Consider the following 16,634-nt stretch of genomic DNA (forward strand, 5'->3'; position numbering starts at 1 on the left):
GCGGCCACACCCGTTCCCATGCCGAACACGGAAGTTAAGCGCTTCAGCGCCGAAAGTAGTTGGGGGTCTCCCCCTGTGAGGATAGGACGTTGCCAGGCCAACGCGAAAGACGATCGAGCATCCGCTCGGTCGTCTTTTTTCTGTTTAAAGCGGTGTCGCAGTTGCGACATCGCTTTTCGTTTGCCTTTTTTTGAATCAATGATAGAATATAGTCAAAAGTCAAAGATGGTCAGAGGGTGGTGGAGATGAGAAACATATCGGATGTAATCGAACAGTATTTAAAACAAGTGCTGAAGGAGAGCCAGGCCGAAGCAATCGAGATTAAACGGCAAGATATTGCCAAGCGTTTCGAATGTGTTCCGTCTCAAATCAACTACGTCATTAATACGCGCTTTACGGTCGAGAAGGGCTATCTTGTCGAAAGTAAGCGTGGGGGCGGGGGATATATTCGCATTCGCCGCGTAATTTTACATGAAAAGCAAGACGTGTTGGTCAGCTTGATGGATATTTTACAAGACCATCCTCGTCTTTCCGAACAGCTTGTCGAGAACATCTTGATTCGCTTATTTGAAGAAGGGATGTTGAGTGAGCGGGAAGTGCGCTTGTTGTATCATTTATTGTCTGATGAAGCGCTTGGGTTACACGCTGACGATCGTCACTTGATTCGAAGACAACAGTTACTCGCATTAATGAAGTTACTTAGTTACCATTGACCGACGGAGGCATAAAGAGATGTTATGCGAACGATGCAAACGGCGACCTGCCATCAATGAGATCCAAGTAGTCGAGAACGGGATACCGGTGACGAGACGACTATGTCGTCAATGTACAGTTGAACTGATGGCAGGTTACGTACCAGCTGTGAAACGGTGCCCGGGCTGTCAATTGACACAAACTGAATTAGCTCATCTTCGAAAAGCGGGCTGTACCACTTGTTATACCGTCTTTCGCGAAGAATTGATTAAAATCACACGTCAGTATCAACAAGGCCATGATGAACATGTAGGTTCGATGCCAGATGCGTTACGGACTCCCGACGAGCGAATCGAAGAGCGACTTGCAAAGTTAGCAGGGGAGTTGGAACGAGCCGTCGAACAAGAAGATTATGAACGCGCAGCCAGGCTGAAAAAAGAAATCAATCAATTGAAAGGGCGAGGTGAGGCGTGATGGAGTCTTATCTTAAACATCCACTTGGTCCTAAAATGAGAGAGCGAGCCAAGTTAGATGATTTGGTCATCTCGACTCGCATTCGTCTAGCGCGCAATTTAAAAGACACCGTCTTTTCTCCTGTATTATCGGAGGAAGGACAGCAACAACTTTGTGAACGGATTGAAGCGTCACTTGGAGGATTGCAAGGTTTTGAGTATTTGCATATGGGTGCTTATGATCAGGTGACCCGACAAGCGCTCGTTGAAAAGCATTTGATTAGCCCTACGATTGCCGCGAAAGAACAAAGTGCCGTCTTTTTAAGTGATGATGAGACGATCAGCGTACTCATCAATGAAGAAGACCATTTACGAATTCAAACTCTACTCCCAGGTTATCAAGTAGAAGAGGCTTTCGAACTGGCAAGACGTGTCGATGCTCTCTGTGGGGAGTCCCTTCCTTACGCATTTGATGAACAGCTAGGTTATTTGACAACATGTCCGAGTAATATCGGGACGGGTTTACGAGCCTCGGTGATGCTTCATCTGCCAGGATTGACGTTGACCGGACGGATAACTCCTATTCTAAAAGAACTTCGGAAGCTCGGATATACGATTCGGGGACGTTACGGGGAAGGCAGTGATGCGGCGGGGCGACTGTTCCAATTATCGAACCAACGCACGTTAGGGAGCCATGAAACCCAACTGTTAACCGACTTCATGGAGATTACGGAACAAGTCATTCAGGCAGAGCGACAAGCCCGCGAAGAGTTATTGGCTCGCAACCAGGACGAGTTAGAAGATCAGTTTTATCGCTCGTATGGGATTTTACGCTATGCAAAACTGCTATCGTCAACAGAAGCTGTCGAACGCCTATCCGATCTTCACTTGGCGAGTGACCTGGGTATTTTATCGGATTGGAGTCCACCTCAGTTTCACGAATTGATTGTAAAGCTTCAATCAGGTTTCCTACAAAAGCATTTCGGGAAAACATTATCTACGAAAGAACGAGATCGCGAACGTGCGACGCTCGTTCGTCGAACGTTAGATCATGGGTTAGTTTGATCCAACTTTAAGGAGGTTTTGTCAATGATGTTTGGTCGATTTACAGAACGAGCTCAGCGCGTATTAGCTTTAGCACAAGAGGAAGCAGTACGGCTTGGCCATCATAATATCGGTACGGAGCACATTTTACTCGGACTTGTTCGCGAGGGAGAAGGGATTGCCGCTAAGGCACTGTTCGCTCTCGGACTTACGTCTGAAAAGATTCAGCAAGAAGTGGAGGCACTCATCGGACGAGGTTCAGAAAACGGATCGACGATTCACTATACGCCACGTGCGAAAAAAGTGATTGAGCTATCGATGGATGAAGCACGGAAACTTGGTCACTCTTATGTCGGGACTGAACACATTCTCCTCGGCGTCATTCGCGAAGGAGAAGGGGTAGCAGCTCGAGTCTTGAACAACCTTGGGATCAGCTTGACGAAGGCGCGTCAGCAAGTGCTCCAGCTCTTAGGAAACACTGAGTCGTCAGCTAATGCATCACAACCAGGTACAAGTGCTGCTACACCGACGCTTGATGGCTTAGCTCGTGACTTGACACAGCAAGCGCGAGAATCCCGTCTTGATCCGGTCATCGGTCGCTCAGGCGAAATTCAACGTGTCATCGAAGTGTTATCACGCCGGACGAAAAACAACCCGGTCCTCATCGGGGAACCAGGGGTCGGGAAGACGGCAGTCGTCGAAGGGCTCGCCCAACAGATCATCAACAATGAAGTACCGGAAACACTTCGGAATAAACGCGTCATGGTGCTCGATATGGGTACACTCGTCGCTGGAACGAAGTACCGCGGTGAATTTGAAGATCGTTTGAAAAAAGTGATGGATGAGATTCGCCAAGCTGGGAACGTCATTCTTTTCATTGACGAGTTGCATACGTTAATTGGTGCTGGGGGTGCAGAAGGCGCCATCGATGCATCGAATATCTTGAAACCGTCACTCGCACGTGGCGAACTTCAATGTATCGGTGCGACGACACTCGATGAGTATCGTAAATATATCGAGAAGGATGCCGCGCTCGAACGTCGCTTCCAACCAATTCAAGTCAATGAACCGACGACGGATGAGGCAGAACAAATTCTCTTCGGGTTACGTGACCGTTACGAAGCGCACCATCGCGTCACAATCACAGATGAAGCGATTCATGAGGCCGTTGTTCTCTCGGACCGCTACATCTCGGACCGCTTCCTTCCAGATAAAGCGATCGACCTCGTCGATGAGGCTGCTTCGAAAGTAAGACTTCGCTCATTCACGGCACCGCCGAACTTGAAAGAACTCGAGGCTCGTCTTGAGTCGATTCGCAAAGAAAAAGATTCGGCTGTACAGAGTCAAGAGTTCGAGAAGGCTGCCTCACTACGCGATACCGAACAGAAACTTCGAGATGAACTCGAACAGCTCAAATCGGAATGGCAGAATAAGCAAGGGAACGAAAAACTCGAAGTAACGAAAGAAGACATCGCGCAAGTCGTCGCCAACTGGACAGGAGTACCTGTGACGAAGATTGCTGAAGAAGAGACAGACCGTCTCCTCAAACTCGAATCAATTCTCCACGGCCGAGTCATCGGTCAAGATGAAGCCGTTAAATCGATTTCGCGGGCGATTCGCCGAGCACGTGCTGGATTGAAAGATCCGAAACGTCCGATTGGTTCGTTCGTCTTCCTCGGACCAACTGGTGTCGGGAAAACCGAGCTGGCTCGTGCTGTAGCTGAAGCGTTGTTCGGTGACGAAGACGCCATCATCCGAATCGACATGTCGGAGTACATGGAGAAACACGCGACGAGTCGTCTCGTTGGATCGCCTCCAGGTTACGTCGGTTATGAAGAGGGCGGTCAATTGACAGAGAAAGTTCGCCGCAAACCATATTCGGTCATCTTGCTTGATGAGATTGAAAAGGCTCACCCTGAAGTGTTCAACATCTTGCTCCAAGTGCTCGATGACGGTCGCTTGACCGACTCGAAAGGGCGTACGGTCGACTTCCGGAACACGGTCATCATCATGACGTCAAACGTCGGTGCGGCAGCGCTCAAACGGAACAAGTACGTCGGGTTCACGGTTGAAGATGACGTGAAGCGTGAATATACGGAAATGAAAGATAAAGTTATGGAAGAGTTGAAGAAGGCGTTCCGTCCTGAGTTCTTGAACCGGATTGACGAAATCACCGTCTTCCACTCGCTCCAAAAAGAACACATCCAAGAAATCGTCAAACTTATGGCCGAGACACTTACAAAACGTCTCGGGGAACAAGGGATTGATTTCAGCTTGACGGAATCGGCGCTCGAGAAAATCGCCGAAGTCGGGTACGATCCGGAATACGGGGCTCGTCCACTCCGCCGTGCGCTCCAGCGTGAGGTTGAGGACCGACTCTCAGAAGCGATGCTCAGTGGCAGCATCACAAAAGGCAGCAAAGTGGCGCTCGATGTACAAGATGGCGAATTCGTCGTCCGTAATGAAGGTGTCGTTCAGTAACTACAAGGCTCCCTCTCTCGTGTGAGGGGGCTTTTTTAGACGGAAAGGAACATCATGGCAAAAATTAAAACGAAGTACGTATGTCAGTCATGCGGATACGAATCCGCAAAATGGATGGGACGTTGCCCAGGTTGTAACGAGTGGAATACGCTCGTCGAAGAATTTGTCGAAGAGAAAAAGGCGAAGCGGGGGGCCGCATTCGTCCATAGCTCCTCGAGACAGTTGAAGCCAGAACGTCTGTCGGACGTCGTATCGCAAGAAGAGACGCGCGTCCATACGAATAGTCAAGAGTTTGACCGTGTGCTTGGGGGCGGGATTGTCCCGGGCTCGCTCGTCCTCGTCGGTGGGGACCCGGGAATCGGGAAGTCGACGATTCTGCTTCAAGTGAGTGCCCATTTGGCACATAGTGGACGGAAAGTGCTCTATATTTCCGGGGAAGAATCGCTCAAACAGACGAAACTCCGAGCCGAACGGCTCGGTCTGCCGACTGAAGACTTATATGTCCTCGCAGAGACGGACATGTTGATGATTGAACGAGTCATCGATGAAGAAGAACCGGGGTTCGTCATCATCGACTCGATTCAAACCGTTTATATGGATGAAATTCAATCAGCGCCAGGTAGTGTCGCTCAAGTCCGAGAATGTACAGCGGCGCTCATGAAAATCGCTAAAACGCGAGGAGTGGCCGTCTTTATCGTCGGTCACGTGACGAAACAAGGTTCGATTGCCGGTCCTCGTCTGCTCGAGCACATGGTGGATGCGGTCCTTTACTTCGAAGGGGAGCGTCACCATACATTCCGAATTTTACGGGCCGTCAAAAATCGGTTCGGTTCGACGAACGAGATTGGCATCTTTGAAATGAAAGAAGGCGGGCTCGAAGAAGTGCTCAATCCGTCTGAAATCTTCCTGGAAGAACGAACTGCTGGCGTCTCGGGCTCCACCGTCGTCGCATCGATGGAAGGGACGCGGACCGTGCTCGTCGAGTTACAGGCGCTCATCTCGCCGACCTCGTTCGGGAACCCGCGCCGGATGGCGACCGGGATTGACCAGAACCGGGTCGCCCTTCTCATGGCTGTGCTCGAGAAGCGTTCGGGTCTCTTGCTCCAAACGCAAGACGCTTATTTGAAGGCGGCCGGGGGCGTTAAATTGGACGAACCGGCCATCGACTTGGCCATTTGTATTTCGATCGCATCAAGCTTCCGGGACCGTCCGACCCGTCCGACGGATGTATGTATCGGCGAAGTCGGATTGACCGGTGAGGTACGGCGGGTGTCACGGATTGAGCAACGTGTCGCTGAAGCGGCCAAGCTTGGTTTCACCCGGGCCATCATTCCGAAAAACAACCTCGGGGGCTGGACAGCCCCGCCTGGTATCGATGTCGTCGGTGTCAGTACTGTCGATGAAGCGCTCCAACTCGCTATCCCGTTCTGACGGGGCGCTTCCGGCAGTTTTTAACGCTTTGTAACGAACGCTTTCAAAAGAACCGTGTTACAATGAAAGTGTTAATTTCTTGAAATTTTAATTCATAATGAAGGAGGTGGAATGAGTGAAGATTGCTGTACGAATCGGATTTATATTGATCGGACTCGTCGTCGGTTGGTTTGGAATTATCGAAGCGATGTTGCTATTAGGCGACCTTGGTGTGAGTGTACCGGCTTGGTTGACGATTCCTTACGTTGCTAGTTTGATTGGTGGACTTATCTTCTTCATTCTTAGTTTGTTCTTGACCGATGGGGTCGTTAAATTTATCCGTTTTATCGAAGAACGGCTTGTCCGTTTGCCGGTCGGCGATATTTTGTTTGGCTCAATCGGATTGATTATTGGTTTGTTGATCGCCTTTTTGATCAGCGTCTCGTTAGAAGTGACGAATATCTTCTTGCTCAGCAAGATTGTACCGATTTTTGTGACCGCTCTGTTCGGTTACTTCGGCTTTGCCGTCGGTTACCGGAAGCGGAATGAATGGATTAAACTGTTCGTCAAAAGTGAACGAGAGAAGCCGGCCGCGGAACCATTGCGCCGCTCTAACGATAAAATTTTGGATACGAGCGTCATCATCGATGGTCGAATCGCTGATATCTCGAAGACCGGTTTCATCGAAGGGACACTCATCGTGCCGCAGTTCGTCATCGGTGAGCTTCAATATATTGCGGACTCGTCGGATACGCTGAAGCGTAACCGGGGCCGTCGCGGTCTTGATATTTTAAAAGAGTTACAAGACAACGACCGGATCGAAGTGGAAATCTACGATGGGGACTTTGAAGACGTCGCCGAAGTAGATATCAAATTGATCAAGTTGGCCGAATTGAAAAAAGGCATCGTCGTCACGAACGACTACAACTTGAACAAAGTGTGTGAAGTTCGGAACGTCCCAGTATTGAACATTAACGATTTGGCCAACTCGGTCAAACAGATCGTCATTCCAGGAGAAGAGATGGTCGTGACGGTCATTAAAGAAGGAAAAGAACAAAATCAAGGTGTCGCCTATCTCGAAGATGGCACGATGGTCGTCGTTGAAGGTGGGCGCAAGCTGATCTCGAAGACGTTACCTGTTGTCGTCACGAGCGTGCTTCAGACGTCGGCTGGCCGCATGATTTTTGCTCGTCCTGAATAAATAAGTGGAAAAAGAGACGCATCGGCGCTCTCTTTTTTCGCGAAAAGGGGTGAATGGAATGGTACGCTATACGGTTGTCATTCCGGCCGCAGGAAAAGGAAAGCGGATGGGAGCCGATGAGAATAAGTTGATGCTGACGCTGCAAGGAAAACCGATTATCGTGTGGACCGTGGCAGCGTTCGCGAGAGATGCATGGTGCTCGCGCATCGTGCTCGCGGTGCGTCCTGAGGAGCAAGCGTGGTTCGAGCAGCAGTTGCGTCATGTCCAAACCCCGATTACATATGTGACGGGTGGGGAAGAACGACAACAGAGCGTTCGAGCCGGATTGCAAGTCGTCAATCCCGAAGATGTCGTCTTGATTCATGACGGGGCACGGCCATTTGTGCGCCTTGACCAACTTCATGCCATCGCCGAAGCGGCCAAGACGGCAGGGGCGATTCTCGCTGTTCCGGTCAAAGATACGGTGAAACAAGTGATGGACGGACACATCACGCAGACGGTGCCGCGTGAGGCACTATGGTTGGCGCAGACGCCCCAAGCGTTTCCGGCAGGCGCCATTCAAGCCGCCCATGAGCGGGCAGAAGCTGCTCGTTTTATCGGGACGGATGATGCCAGTCTATTCGAATGGACCGGGCAACGGGTGATGATTATCCCGGGGGATTACCACAACATTAAAATGACGACCCCGGAAGATTTATTATTTGGTGAAGCGATTTTAACGAAGGAGGACTATCGATGAGAATCGGACAAGGATTTGATGTACATGCGTTCGCCGAAGGGCGTCCGCTCATTTTAGGGGGAATCGAGATTCCACACGACCGCGGCCTGCTTGGCCACTCGGATGCGGACGTCTTGTTGCATACGATTGCCGATGCAGCGCTCGGAGCGATTGCGGCGGGGGATATCGGCAAGCATTTCCCGGATACGGACCCGGAATTTAAGGACGCGGACTCGAAAGTGTTGTTGCAGCACGTCTGGCAACTCGTCAAAGCGGAAGGCTATGTGCTCGGCAACGTCGATGCGACAGTGATGGCGGAGCGGCCAAAGCTTCGCACGTACATCGACGATATGCGAGCGGTCATCGCCGAGTTGCTCGAGGCAGACATCAGCCAAGTGAACGTCAAAGCGACGACGACTGAAAAGCTAGGCTTCACCGGACGTGAAGAAGGAATTGCCGCCCAGGCGGTCATCCTGCTCAACCGCGCTTGACAAAAGTGGTATACTATTTGGGCAGAAGAGAAGAAAGGTGGAAATATTATGAGTGAAGTGCGCGTACGCTATGCGCCGAGTCCGACGGGTCACCTTCATATTGGGAACGCCCGGACCGCGCTATTTAACTATTTGTATGCTCGCCATGCCGGCGGGAAGATGATTCTCCGAATCGAGGACACGGACCAAAAGCGGAACGTGGAAAACGGTGTCGAGAGTCAGATGAAGTATTTGGAATGGCTCGGAATCGATTGGGATGAAGGTCCAGGTCGCGGCGGCGATCATGGTCCTTACTTCCAAATGGAACGACTCGACCTTTACAATAAATATGTGAACGAGTTGATGGACAACGGACTCGCCTATAAATGCTATATGACGTCTGAAGAACTCGAGGCGGAGCGTGAGGCTCAAATCGCACGCGGCGAGGCACCGCGGTATTCGGGTGCACATCGTAACTTGAGCGACGAAGAGCAAGCTGCGTTCGAAGCCGAAGGACGTAAACCGTCGATTCGGATTCGTGTACCAGAGTCGGTCACATACAAGTGGACCGATGTCGTCAAAGGCGACGTCTCGTTCGAGTCGAAAGACTTCGGCGACTGGGTCATCGTCAAACAGGACGGCATCCCGACGTACAACTTCGCTGTCGTCGTCGACGATCACTTGATGAAAATCAGCCACGTCTTGCGCGGGGATGATCATATCGCCAACACACCGAAACAGATGATGATCTATGACGCACTCGGTTGGGACTATCCGGCGTTTGGTCATATGACATTGATTTATAACGAGAACCATAAGAAGTTATCGAAGCGTGATGAGTCGATCATTCAGTTTATCGAACAATACGCTGATCTCGGATACCTTCCAGGGGCACTCTTTAACTTCATCTCGCTCCTCGGTTGGTCGCCGGTCGGAGAAGAGGAGATCTTCACGAAAGAAGCGTTCATCGAGATGTTTGATGCGAGTCGTTTGTCGAAGAGCCCGGCCGTCTTTGACCAACAGAAGCTTGCTTGGATCAACAGCGTCTATATGAAACAGGCTTCGCTTGACGAAGTGGTGGCACTCAGTTTACCATTCTTACAAGAAGCAGGACGTTTACCGAACGCCTTGTCGATGGAACAAGCCGATTGGGCGACAGCGTTGATCGCCCTCTATAAAGAACAAATGACACACGGTGCTGAAATCGTGACGTTGACGGACCTGTTCTTTAAAGACGAGGTCGAATACGACGAAGAGGCCAATGCGGTCCTCGCTGGAGAAACGGTACCGGCTGTCCTCGCCGAATTCAAGGCTCAACTTGAAGCAATCGAAGACTTCACACCGGAAGCCGTCAAAGCAGCGACGAAAACGACACAAAAGGCGACTGGCCAAAAAGGAAAGAACTTGTTCATGCCGATCCGGGTCGCGACGACCGGGCAGACGCACGGACCAGAGCTTCCGAACGCCATTTCACTAATTGGCAAAGAGCGTGTCTTGGCACGTCTCACAACATTATTAGCTTAAAGGCAACGATGAGGAAAGTAAGCGGTATGACACTTAACAGAGACTAGAACCTAGGCTGGAAGTTCTAGAAGCGTCCCCCGTCGAAGTGCACCTCGGAGCCGTTCCGGCGATACGTAGTCGGGACCGCGACTCGGCGTTAACGAGACATGAGAGGGGAACTTTCCCAAACAGAGTGGAACCGCGCTTACGGCGTCTCTGTGCCTTGGCACAGGGGCGTCTTTGTTTTTGATATGGAAAAGGAGAACAATTATGGGATTTTGGAAAAGTGTGAGCGCCGATATACGAAACGTGCTCGAACTCGACCCGGCCGCAAGATCAAAAATAGAGGTCGTCTTGACCTATCCAGGGTTACACGCCCTGTGGGCACATCGAATCGCGCACGGTCTATGGACGCGCAAAGTCAAGTTAATGGCGAAGTTAATCGCGCAGACGAGCCGTTGGTTGACGGGAATTGAGATTCATCCCGGTGCGGTCATCGGTGAACGTCTCTTTATCGATCACGGGTTTGGCATCGTCATTGGTGAGACGGCGATTATCGGTAACAATGTAACGATTTATCAGGGCGTGACGCTCGGCGGAACGGGAAAAGAGAAAGGGAAACGTCACCCGACGATCGGGAATGATGTCCTCATCTCTGCCGGGGCGAAAGTGCTCGGCAATATCACGATTGGCGATTGCGTCAAAATCGGGGCGAGTTCTGTCGTTTTAAAAGACGTCCCATCCGACTCGACGGTCGTCGGGATTCCAGGCCGGGTCGTCATCCGGAACGGCGAACGGGTTAAGCAGCATGATCTCGATCACCGCTTCCCCGACCCGGACCGCGAGTGCCAAGAGCGGCTGGAACGTGCCGTCGCTCAGCTAGAAGACAAACTTGCTTCATTAGAGAAACGGATGGAGGAGAATACACATGATTCAGTTTTACAACAGCCTCACGAATAAAAAAGAGCCGTTTGTACCAATCGTACCTGGGAAAGTGTCGATGTATGTATGTGGACCGACCGTTTACAATTACATTCACGTCGGCAATGCTCGTCCAGCGATTGCCTTTGATACGGTCCGCCGCTACTTGACGTATCGAGGCTATGACGTCAAATACGTCCTCAACTTTACAGATGTCGACGATAAAATCATTCGGACCGCCAATGAGCTCGGAGAAGACGTCGGTACGTTGACGAATCGGTATATCGACGCGTATTTGGCAGACACGGGTGCCTTGAACGTATTGCCGGCGGACGTCCATCCACGTGTCACGGACACGATGGAAGAGATTATCACATTCATCCGCGAACTCGAGACGCAGGACTTTGCGTATGAAGCAGGCGGGGACGTCTATTTCCGGACGCGTAAGTTTGAGACGTATGGCAAATTGAGCCAGCAGTCGATTGAAGACTTACGCGCGGGATCACGTGTCGACGTCGGGGAAAAGAAAGAAGACCCGCTCGATTTCGTCTTGTGGAAAGCCGCGAAACCAGGTGAGCCGGCATGGGAGAGTCCATGGGGACAAGGTCGTCCAGGCTGGCACATCGAGTGTTCAGCGATGGCGAAAAAACACCTTGGCACGACGATCGACATTCACGCCGGGGGCCATGACTTGAAGTTCCCGCACCACGAGAACGAGATTGCCCAATCGGAGGCGTGCAACCATACGAAGTTCGCCAACTATTGGCTGCATAACGGATTCATCAATATCGAGAACGAGAAGATGTCCAAATCGCTCGGCAACTTCCTACTCGTCCATGAGGCGTTGAAAGAAGTCGATGCGATGGTGCTCCGCTTCTTCATGTTGTCGGTCCATTATCGCCATCCGATCAACTACAGTCGTGAGTTGATTGAACAAGCGGCGAACGGATGGGATCGCATCAAGGAAGCATACCAAAACGTCGCGTACCGCCTGTCGGTCACAGCTGGTCTTGAAGAACCGAGTGAAGCGATGGAACGCAAGCTCGCGACAATTAAAACCACATTCATCGAAGCGATGGATGATGATATCAATACGGCGAACGCGGTGACGGTCTTATTCGACTTGGCGCGTGAAGCCAATATCTACGCAAAGGCGGACCACGTCTCGAAAACGACGTTGGAACACGTGATCGCCTTGTTCGAAGAGTTGACGGGCGTGCTCGGTTTAACGATTGCGAACGAAGTGGAATTGCTTGACGCGGAAATCGATCAATTGATTCAAGAGCGGAACACGGCCCGGGCGGAGCGAAACTTCGCGCGTGCCGATGAGATTCGTGACCTCTTGAAAGACCAGAACATTCAACTCGAAGATACGGCCCAAGGGGTGCGGTGGAAGCGGTTATGAAGCAACAGGCTCCTCAACTGAACGCTCTCGCCCTCGCCTATATGGGGGACGCCGTCTATGAGATGGCGGTACGCAAACGACTGCTCGGACAAGGGATGACGAAGCCGAACGATCTCCACCGCGGCGCCATTCGCTACGTAAATGCGGGCGCCCAGGCTGGGGTCGTGACCCACTGGCTCGAGACAGGCATCTTGAGCGAAGATGAAACGGCCGTTGTCCGCCGCGGGAAGAACGCGAAATCTGGTTCAATCCCAAAGCGGACAGATGTTCATACGTATCGCTACTCGACCGCATTCGAAGCATTGATTGGTTACACATATCTAATGGAAAGAAGGGATCGTCTTGAAGAACTCATCGAACAAGCGTTCGCATGGCTCGAAACCGAGTCATTCGAAACGACATGACGGAGCAAGGGAGCAACGCTCATTCGATCGTCCACGCGGCGAACGGAATGACCGCCCACGTGGTGAACGGAACGACCGTCCGCAACGTCAGAAACTAGAACGTCCGGACTACCAAGAAGTCGATGTGATGGAAGAAGGAATCGATTTTTTATACGGGCGCAACCCGGTCATGGAAGCACTCCGGAGCGGACGTGACATGAACAAGGTCTTCATCATGGAAGGCCAACAGAAAGGGCCACTCGCCCAAATCATCGGGATGGCTAACGAGGCGTCGGTCCAAATCTCATTCGTCCCGAAGACGAAACTCGAGAAGATGGCCGGCAGTGAACATCACCAAGGCGTTGTCGCCGCGGTCGCCGCTTACGAATATAAGTCGGTTGAAGACATGTTCGCACTCGCTGAGTCGAAAGGTGAAACGCCGCTCTTCATCTTGCTCGATGAGCTCGAAGACCCGCACAACCTCGGTTCGATTCTTCGGACGGCGGATGCGGTCGGAGCCCACGGAATCATCATTCCGAAGCGCCGCTCGGTTGGATTGACGCAGACGGTGGCGAAAGCCTCGACGGGTGCGATTGAGTATATCCCGGTCGCACGCGTCACGAACTTGACGCGGACGCTTGAAGAGTTGAAAGAGAAAGGACTATGGGTCGTCGGGACGGACGCGAGCGAGAGCCAAGATTATCGCCGCCTCGATGGGAACATGCCGCTCGTCGTTGTCATCGGTAGTGAGGGCAAAGGGATGAGCCGCCTCGTGCGGGAGTCGTGTGACTTCCTCGTCCATATGCCGATGGTTGGTCATGTCACATCGCTGAACGCCTCGGTCGCGGCCGCGCTTCTATTGTATGAAGTGCACCGCTCACGTAACCCATTGTCATGAGTATCAAGAAACGGGAACTGCTCCTCGTGGATGGGTATAACATCATTGGCGCTTGGCCACACCTTCGCAAACTGCGCGACATCGATTTTGAGAAGGCACGTACCGACTTGATTGAAGCGATGGCCGAGTATCAGGCGGTCACAGGTCGTGAAGTGACGATTGTCTTCGATGCGCATATGCGTTATGGACGAGAGTCGAAAGCGAAACAGAGTCGGATCGCGGTCATCTACACGAAAGAGAACGAGACCGCGGACGAATGGATTGAGCGGCGAGCCCATGAACTCGTCGATGATCGTCTCGTCACGTTATTCGTCGCGACGAACGATTTCACCGAGCAATGGGTCATCTTCGGTCAAGGCGCCCTCCGCGTGCCCGCGGCCGAACTGCTCAAAGATTGGAAACAAGCGCAGCAGTTAATCGCCCAAGAGCGGTCGGCGCTTGAGCAGGACCGATCCAACCGAAAAACAATCGACCTCACGCCAGATGTGCGGGCCCGATTGGAAGAAATTCGTCGTCGTAAATGAAGCGGTGACGAAACTCACGGACGAGTTCATGAAATGGACTCGTCTTTGTTTTTAATTTGACATTTTTTTGGAAAGAAATGTTGTATACTATTACATGTATGAGTTACACGAATTGTAATTGACGGAATTTTTAGAATTTTATTTGACGGTCGTTTTAAACGGCGCCTATAATGAGAGCACAAACTTACATAAGTTCATCAATCGCCGGGGGGTAGGAAACATGAACGGATGGCCATACGAGCAGTTTGAAAACATGTCCGACGAAGAGCTCGTCTTTCTTGCGCGTAACGAAGGGGATAGCGACGCTCTTGAGTTTTTGATTGAACGTTACCGATATTTCGTTCGGGCGAAGGCGCGGTCTTACTTTTTGATTGGTGCCGACCACGAGGATATCGTCCAAGAAGGGATGATCGGTCTGTATAAAGGGGTTCGGGACTATCGGGACGAACGGCTCGCTTCGTTCAAAAGTTTTGCTGAGATGTGCATCACGCGTCAAATGATCACCGCCATTAAAACGGCGACGCGTCAAAAACATATTCCGCTCAACTCTTACGTCTCGCTCGATAAGCCGATTTTTGACGACGAGTCGGATCGGACGCTTCTTGATGTGATTTTGCCGCCGCATCCGACAGACCCGCAAGATTTGCTCGTCACGCGTGAAGAGCAACTGTTCATGGAAGAAAAGATGGAAGAGCTCCTGAGTGACTTGGAACGAAAAGTGTTACGTCTTTATTTGGACGGCCGTTCGTATCAAGAAATCTCAGACGACCTCGACCGTCACGTGAAGTCGATTGATAATGCGCTACAGCGCGTGAAGAAAAAGTTTGAGCGGCATGTCGACGTCAAAACGCTGACGAGCTAACCGATATTGACCGCAAGCCTCCTATGTGATACTTTTAAGGCAGCGCCTTGTCCGTAGACGCCATTTACAGGAGGCGTTTTTTTTTCGCTCTTTTTTAGTGGGAGAGCTGTCGAAAGGGGCGCTTATGAATGGCAAAGAAAGTAAGTCTCGCGTGTTCGGATTGCGGGTCGAGCGGTTATTCGACCGTTAAGCAAGACGACGTGACGACGCGGCTCGAACTGAAAAAGTTCTGTCGTCGTTGCAATGCACATACGACACATCGAGAATCAAAGTAACGTAGATTGGCATTCAACGTAGGAGGAAGCTATCATGAACTTTTTGCGCGATGTATGGAAAGAGTTAAAGAAAACGAGTTGGCCGACTCGTAAAGAGCTCACAAAATATACCATCACGGTCATCGCGACGGTCGTCGTGGTCGGCCTGTTCGTGTTCGGCGTAGATACTGGTGTCAGTTATCTCGTCAACCTATTGATTAACTAAGGAAAGAGGTGAAAGCCGTGGAGAAACAATGGTTTGTTGTCCAGACGTATTCTGGATTTGAAAACAACGTCAAAGAAAACCTAGAACGTCGAATCGGTTCGATGAACATGGAAGATAAAATTTTCCGCGTCCTCGTTCCGACTGAAACAACGCAAGAAGAAGTCACTCTCAAGAGTGGCGAGAAGAAGATTAAAGAAAAAGAAGTGAAAAGCTTCCCAGGTTACGTCTTCGTCGAAATGATCATGACGGATGATTCATGGTATGTCGTTCGGAACACACCGAACGTCACCGGCTTCCTCGGTTCGACGGGCGGCGGCGCTAAGCCGATTCCGCTTCAACCGGACGAAGTGACGAACGTATTGTCACAGATGGGTCTCATCGAGAAGAAAGATCGTTACAACTACGAACTCGGCGACCTCGTCCGTGTCAAAGAAGGCGCATTTGAGAACTTTGAAGGTACGATTGATGAAATCGAAACCGAGAAAGAGAAGCTCAAAGTTGTCGTTGACATGTTCGGCCGTGAAACAAAAATTGAACTTGATTTCGAACAAGTTCAGAAAATTAACTAAACCCACTTGCCATTCTCGGGAACGGATGGTACAATCGGAAATGTTTGATGTTGTGCTTTATTTCGGTACAAACTCGACCTAATAGATTGAGTGGGAGGGCGCACAACGTCCAAGAAACCACATTTTAGACTTAAGGAGGTGTGTCTCGTGGCGAAAAAAGTTACTAAACTCGTTAAACTTCAAATCCCAGCTGGTAAAGCTAACCCAGCACCACCAGTAGGACCAGCACTTGGTCAAGCAGGTGTTAACATCATGGGATTCTGTAAAGAGTTCAACGCTCGTACACAAGACCAAGCCGGATTGATTATTCCTGTAGTCATTACGGTATACGAAGATCGTTCGTTTACATTCATTACGAAAACTCCACCAGCTGCAGTTCTTTTGAAGAAAGCTGCTGGTATCGAGAGCGGTTCTGGTGAACCAAACCGTAAGAAGGTAGCAACGGTTAAGCGTGATAAAGTTCGCGAAATCGCTGAACTTAAAATGCCTGACCTTAACGCGTCGTCTGTTGAAACAGCGATGCTTATGGTTGAAGGTACTGCGCGTAGTATGGGTATTGTAATCGAAGACTAATTTATTAGTCTCTGGGATTGTCGGTGAATATTATGCTCACCTTCAAT

Annotated in this window: 19 protein-coding genes, 1 rRNA gene and 1 other annotated feature; all 20 genes read left to right on the forward strand. The window is 50.8% G+C overall.

The features are described 5' to 3' along the window. Positions 1-98 (forward strand): 5S ribosomal RNA (gene rrf, locus KNP82_RS13550); the annotation flags it as partial. Between the two features lie 147 nt (positions 99-245). After that, the gene (locus KNP82_RS13555) at positions 246-713 is read left to right on the forward strand and encodes a CtsR family transcriptional regulator (protein ID WP_021066575.1); all 468 of its coding nucleotides are present in this window, start codon (positions 246-248) and stop codon (positions 711-713) included. Positions 714-732: 19 nt separating this feature from the next. Then, positions 733-1,167, forward strand: coding sequence for a UvrB/UvrC motif-containing protein (locus tag KNP82_RS13560; RefSeq protein WP_029594416.1), 435 nt, complete (start codon positions 733-735; stop codon positions 1,165-1,167). Next, positions 1,167-2,210 carry a protein arginine kinase gene (locus tag KNP82_RS13565; protein ID WP_021066577.1) on the forward strand — a complete coding sequence of 348 codons (1,044 nt, stop codon included), beginning with the start codon at positions 1,167-1,169 and terminating at the stop codon, positions 2,208-2,210. The genes KNP82_RS13560 and KNP82_RS13565 overlap by 1 nt, the downstream gene beginning before the upstream one ends. A gap of 24 nt (positions 2,211-2,234) precedes the next feature. After that, complete coding sequence (gene clpC, locus KNP82_RS13570) at positions 2,235-4,670, forward strand: ATP-dependent protease ATP-binding subunit ClpC (RefSeq protein ID WP_029594418.1); 2,436 nt, start codon at positions 2,235-2,237, stop codon at positions 4,668-4,670. 54 nt (positions 4,671-4,724) lie between these two features. Continuing rightward, the gene (gene radA / locus KNP82_RS13575; protein ID WP_021066579.1) at positions 4,725-6,101 is read left to right on the forward strand and encodes a DNA repair protein RadA; all 1,377 of its coding nucleotides are present in this window, start codon (positions 4,725-4,727) and stop codon (positions 6,099-6,101) included. Positions 6,102-6,216: 115 nt separating this feature from the next. Continuing rightward, the gene (locus KNP82_RS13580; RefSeq protein ID WP_021066580.1) at positions 6,217-7,281 is read left to right on the forward strand and encodes a PIN/TRAM domain-containing protein; all 1,065 of its coding nucleotides are present in this window, start codon (positions 6,217-6,219) and stop codon (positions 7,279-7,281) included. A 58-nt stretch (positions 7,282-7,339) separates the two neighbouring features. After that, positions 7,340-8,020, forward strand: coding sequence for a 2-C-methyl-D-erythritol 4-phosphate cytidylyltransferase (gene ispD, locus KNP82_RS13585; protein ID WP_214756835.1), 681 nt, complete (start codon positions 7,340-7,342; stop codon positions 8,018-8,020). Then, the gene (ispF, locus tag KNP82_RS13590; protein ID WP_021066582.1) at positions 8,017-8,490 is read left to right on the forward strand and encodes a 2-C-methyl-D-erythritol 2,4-cyclodiphosphate synthase; all 474 of its coding nucleotides are present in this window, start codon (positions 8,017-8,019) and stop codon (positions 8,488-8,490) included. The genes ispD and ispF overlap by 4 nt, the downstream gene beginning before the upstream one ends. Positions 8,491-8,535: 45 nt before the next feature. Next, entirely contained in the window at positions 8,536-9,993 is a 1,458-nt protein-coding gene (gene gltX / locus KNP82_RS13595; RefSeq protein WP_214799956.1) for a glutamate--tRNA ligase, read from the forward strand. Next, positions 9,990-10,193: a binding site (T-box leader), on the forward strand. It overlaps the preceding gene by 4 nt. A gap of 49 nt (positions 10,194-10,242) precedes the next feature. Continuing rightward, the gene (cysE, locus tag KNP82_RS13600) at positions 10,243-10,932 is read left to right on the forward strand and encodes a serine O-acetyltransferase (protein WP_021066584.1); all 690 of its coding nucleotides are present in this window, start codon (positions 10,243-10,245) and stop codon (positions 10,930-10,932) included. After that, positions 10,901-12,298, forward strand: a complete 1,398-nt coding sequence (gene cysS, locus KNP82_RS13605; RefSeq protein WP_021066585.1) for a cysteine--tRNA ligase — start codon at positions 10,901-10,903, stop codon at positions 12,296-12,298. The genes cysE and cysS overlap by 32 nt, the downstream gene beginning before the upstream one ends. Beyond that, positions 12,295-12,702 carry a Mini-ribonuclease 3 gene (locus KNP82_RS13610; RefSeq protein ID WP_029594423.1) on the forward strand — a complete coding sequence of 136 codons (408 nt, stop codon included), beginning with the start codon at positions 12,295-12,297 and terminating at the stop codon, positions 12,700-12,702. Before cysS ends, KNP82_RS13610 begins: the two co-directional genes overlap by 4 nt. Positions 12,703-12,829: 127 nt before the next feature. Next, entirely contained in the window at positions 12,830-13,579 is a 750-nt protein-coding gene (gene rlmB, locus KNP82_RS13615) for a 23S rRNA (guanosine(2251)-2'-O)-methyltransferase RlmB (protein ID WP_029594424.1), read from the forward strand. Next, complete coding sequence (locus tag KNP82_RS13620; protein WP_029594425.1) at positions 13,576-14,103, forward strand: NYN domain-containing protein; 528 nt, start codon at positions 13,576-13,578, stop codon at positions 14,101-14,103. Before rlmB ends, KNP82_RS13620 begins: the two co-directional genes overlap by 4 nt. 220 nt (positions 14,104-14,323) lie before the next feature. Beyond that, positions 14,324-14,965: an RNA polymerase sporulation sigma factor SigH gene (gene sigH, locus KNP82_RS13625; RefSeq protein ID WP_021066589.1), complete on the forward strand. Its 642-nt coding sequence runs from the start codon at positions 14,324-14,326 to the stop codon at positions 14,963-14,965. 128 nt (positions 14,966-15,093) lie between these two features. Further along, positions 15,094-15,240, forward strand: coding sequence for a 50S ribosomal protein L33 (gene rpmG, locus KNP82_RS13630; protein WP_214828449.1), 147 nt, complete (start codon positions 15,094-15,096; stop codon positions 15,238-15,240). A 34-nt stretch (positions 15,241-15,274) separates the two neighbouring features. After that, entirely contained in the window at positions 15,275-15,445 is a 171-nt protein-coding gene (secE, locus tag KNP82_RS13635; protein ID WP_021066591.1) for a preprotein translocase subunit SecE, read from the forward strand. 17 nt (positions 15,446-15,462) lie between these two features. Continuing rightward, positions 15,463-16,014, forward strand: a complete 552-nt coding sequence (nusG, locus tag KNP82_RS13640) for a transcription termination/antitermination protein NusG (protein WP_021066592.1) — start codon at positions 15,463-15,465, stop codon at positions 16,012-16,014. A 147-nt stretch (positions 16,015-16,161) separates the two neighbouring features. Next, positions 16,162-16,587, forward strand: coding sequence for a 50S ribosomal protein L11 (gene rplK, locus KNP82_RS13645; RefSeq protein WP_021066593.1), 426 nt, complete (start codon positions 16,162-16,164; stop codon positions 16,585-16,587). Positions 16,588-16,634 lie beyond the last annotated feature (47 nt).

Source organism: Exiguobacterium sp. s26 (assembly GCF_018618235.1).
Classification (GTDB): domain Bacteria; phylum Bacillota; class Bacilli; order Exiguobacteriales; family Exiguobacteriaceae; genus Exiguobacterium; species Exiguobacterium chiriqhucha.

Bases quoted from the DNA above. Each gene is read 5' to 3' on its own strand.
- KNP82_RS13555 (WP_021066575.1), top strand. From the start codon at position 246: ATGAGAAACATATCGGATGTAATCGAACAGTATTTAAAACAAGTGCTG.
- KNP82_RS13560 (WP_029594416.1), top strand. From the start codon at position 733: ATGTTATGCGAACGATGCAAACGGCGACCTGCCATCAATGAGATCCAA.
- KNP82_RS13565 (WP_021066577.1), top strand. From the start codon at position 1,167: ATGGAGTCTTATCTTAAACATCCACTTGGTCCTAAAATGAGAGAGCGA.
- clpC (WP_029594418.1), top strand. From the start codon at position 2,235: ATGATGTTTGGTCGATTTACAGAACGAGCTCAGCGCGTATTAGCTTTA.
- radA (WP_021066579.1), top strand. From the start codon at position 4,725: ATGGCAAAAATTAAAACGAAGTACGTATGTCAGTCATGCGGATACGAA.
- ispD (WP_214756835.1), top strand. From the start codon at position 7,340: ATGGTACGCTATACGGTTGTCATTCCGGCCGCAGGAAAAGGAAAGCGG.
- ispF (WP_021066582.1), top strand. From the start codon at position 8,017: ATGAGAATCGGACAAGGATTTGATGTACATGCGTTCGCCGAAGGGCGT.
- cysE (WP_021066584.1), top strand. From the start codon at position 10,243: ATGGGATTTTGGAAAAGTGTGAGCGCCGATATACGAAACGTGCTCGAA.
- cysS (WP_021066585.1), top strand. From the start codon at position 10,901: ATGATTCAGTTTTACAACAGCCTCACGAATAAAAAAGAGCCGTTTGTA.
- KNP82_RS13610 (WP_029594423.1), top strand. From the start codon at position 12,295: ATGAAGCAACAGGCTCCTCAACTGAACGCTCTCGCCCTCGCCTATATG.
- rlmB (WP_029594424.1), top strand. From the start codon at position 12,830: ATGGAAGAAGGAATCGATTTTTTATACGGGCGCAACCCGGTCATGGAA.
- KNP82_RS13620 (WP_029594425.1), top strand. From the start codon at position 13,576: ATGAGTATCAAGAAACGGGAACTGCTCCTCGTGGATGGGTATAACATC.
- sigH (WP_021066589.1), top strand. From the start codon at position 14,324: ATGAACGGATGGCCATACGAGCAGTTTGAAAACATGTCCGACGAAGAG.
- rpmG (WP_214828449.1), top strand. From the start codon at position 15,094: ATGGCAAAGAAAGTAAGTCTCGCGTGTTCGGATTGCGGGTCGAGCGGT.
- secE (WP_021066591.1), top strand. From the start codon at position 15,275: ATGAACTTTTTGCGCGATGTATGGAAAGAGTTAAAGAAAACGAGTTGG.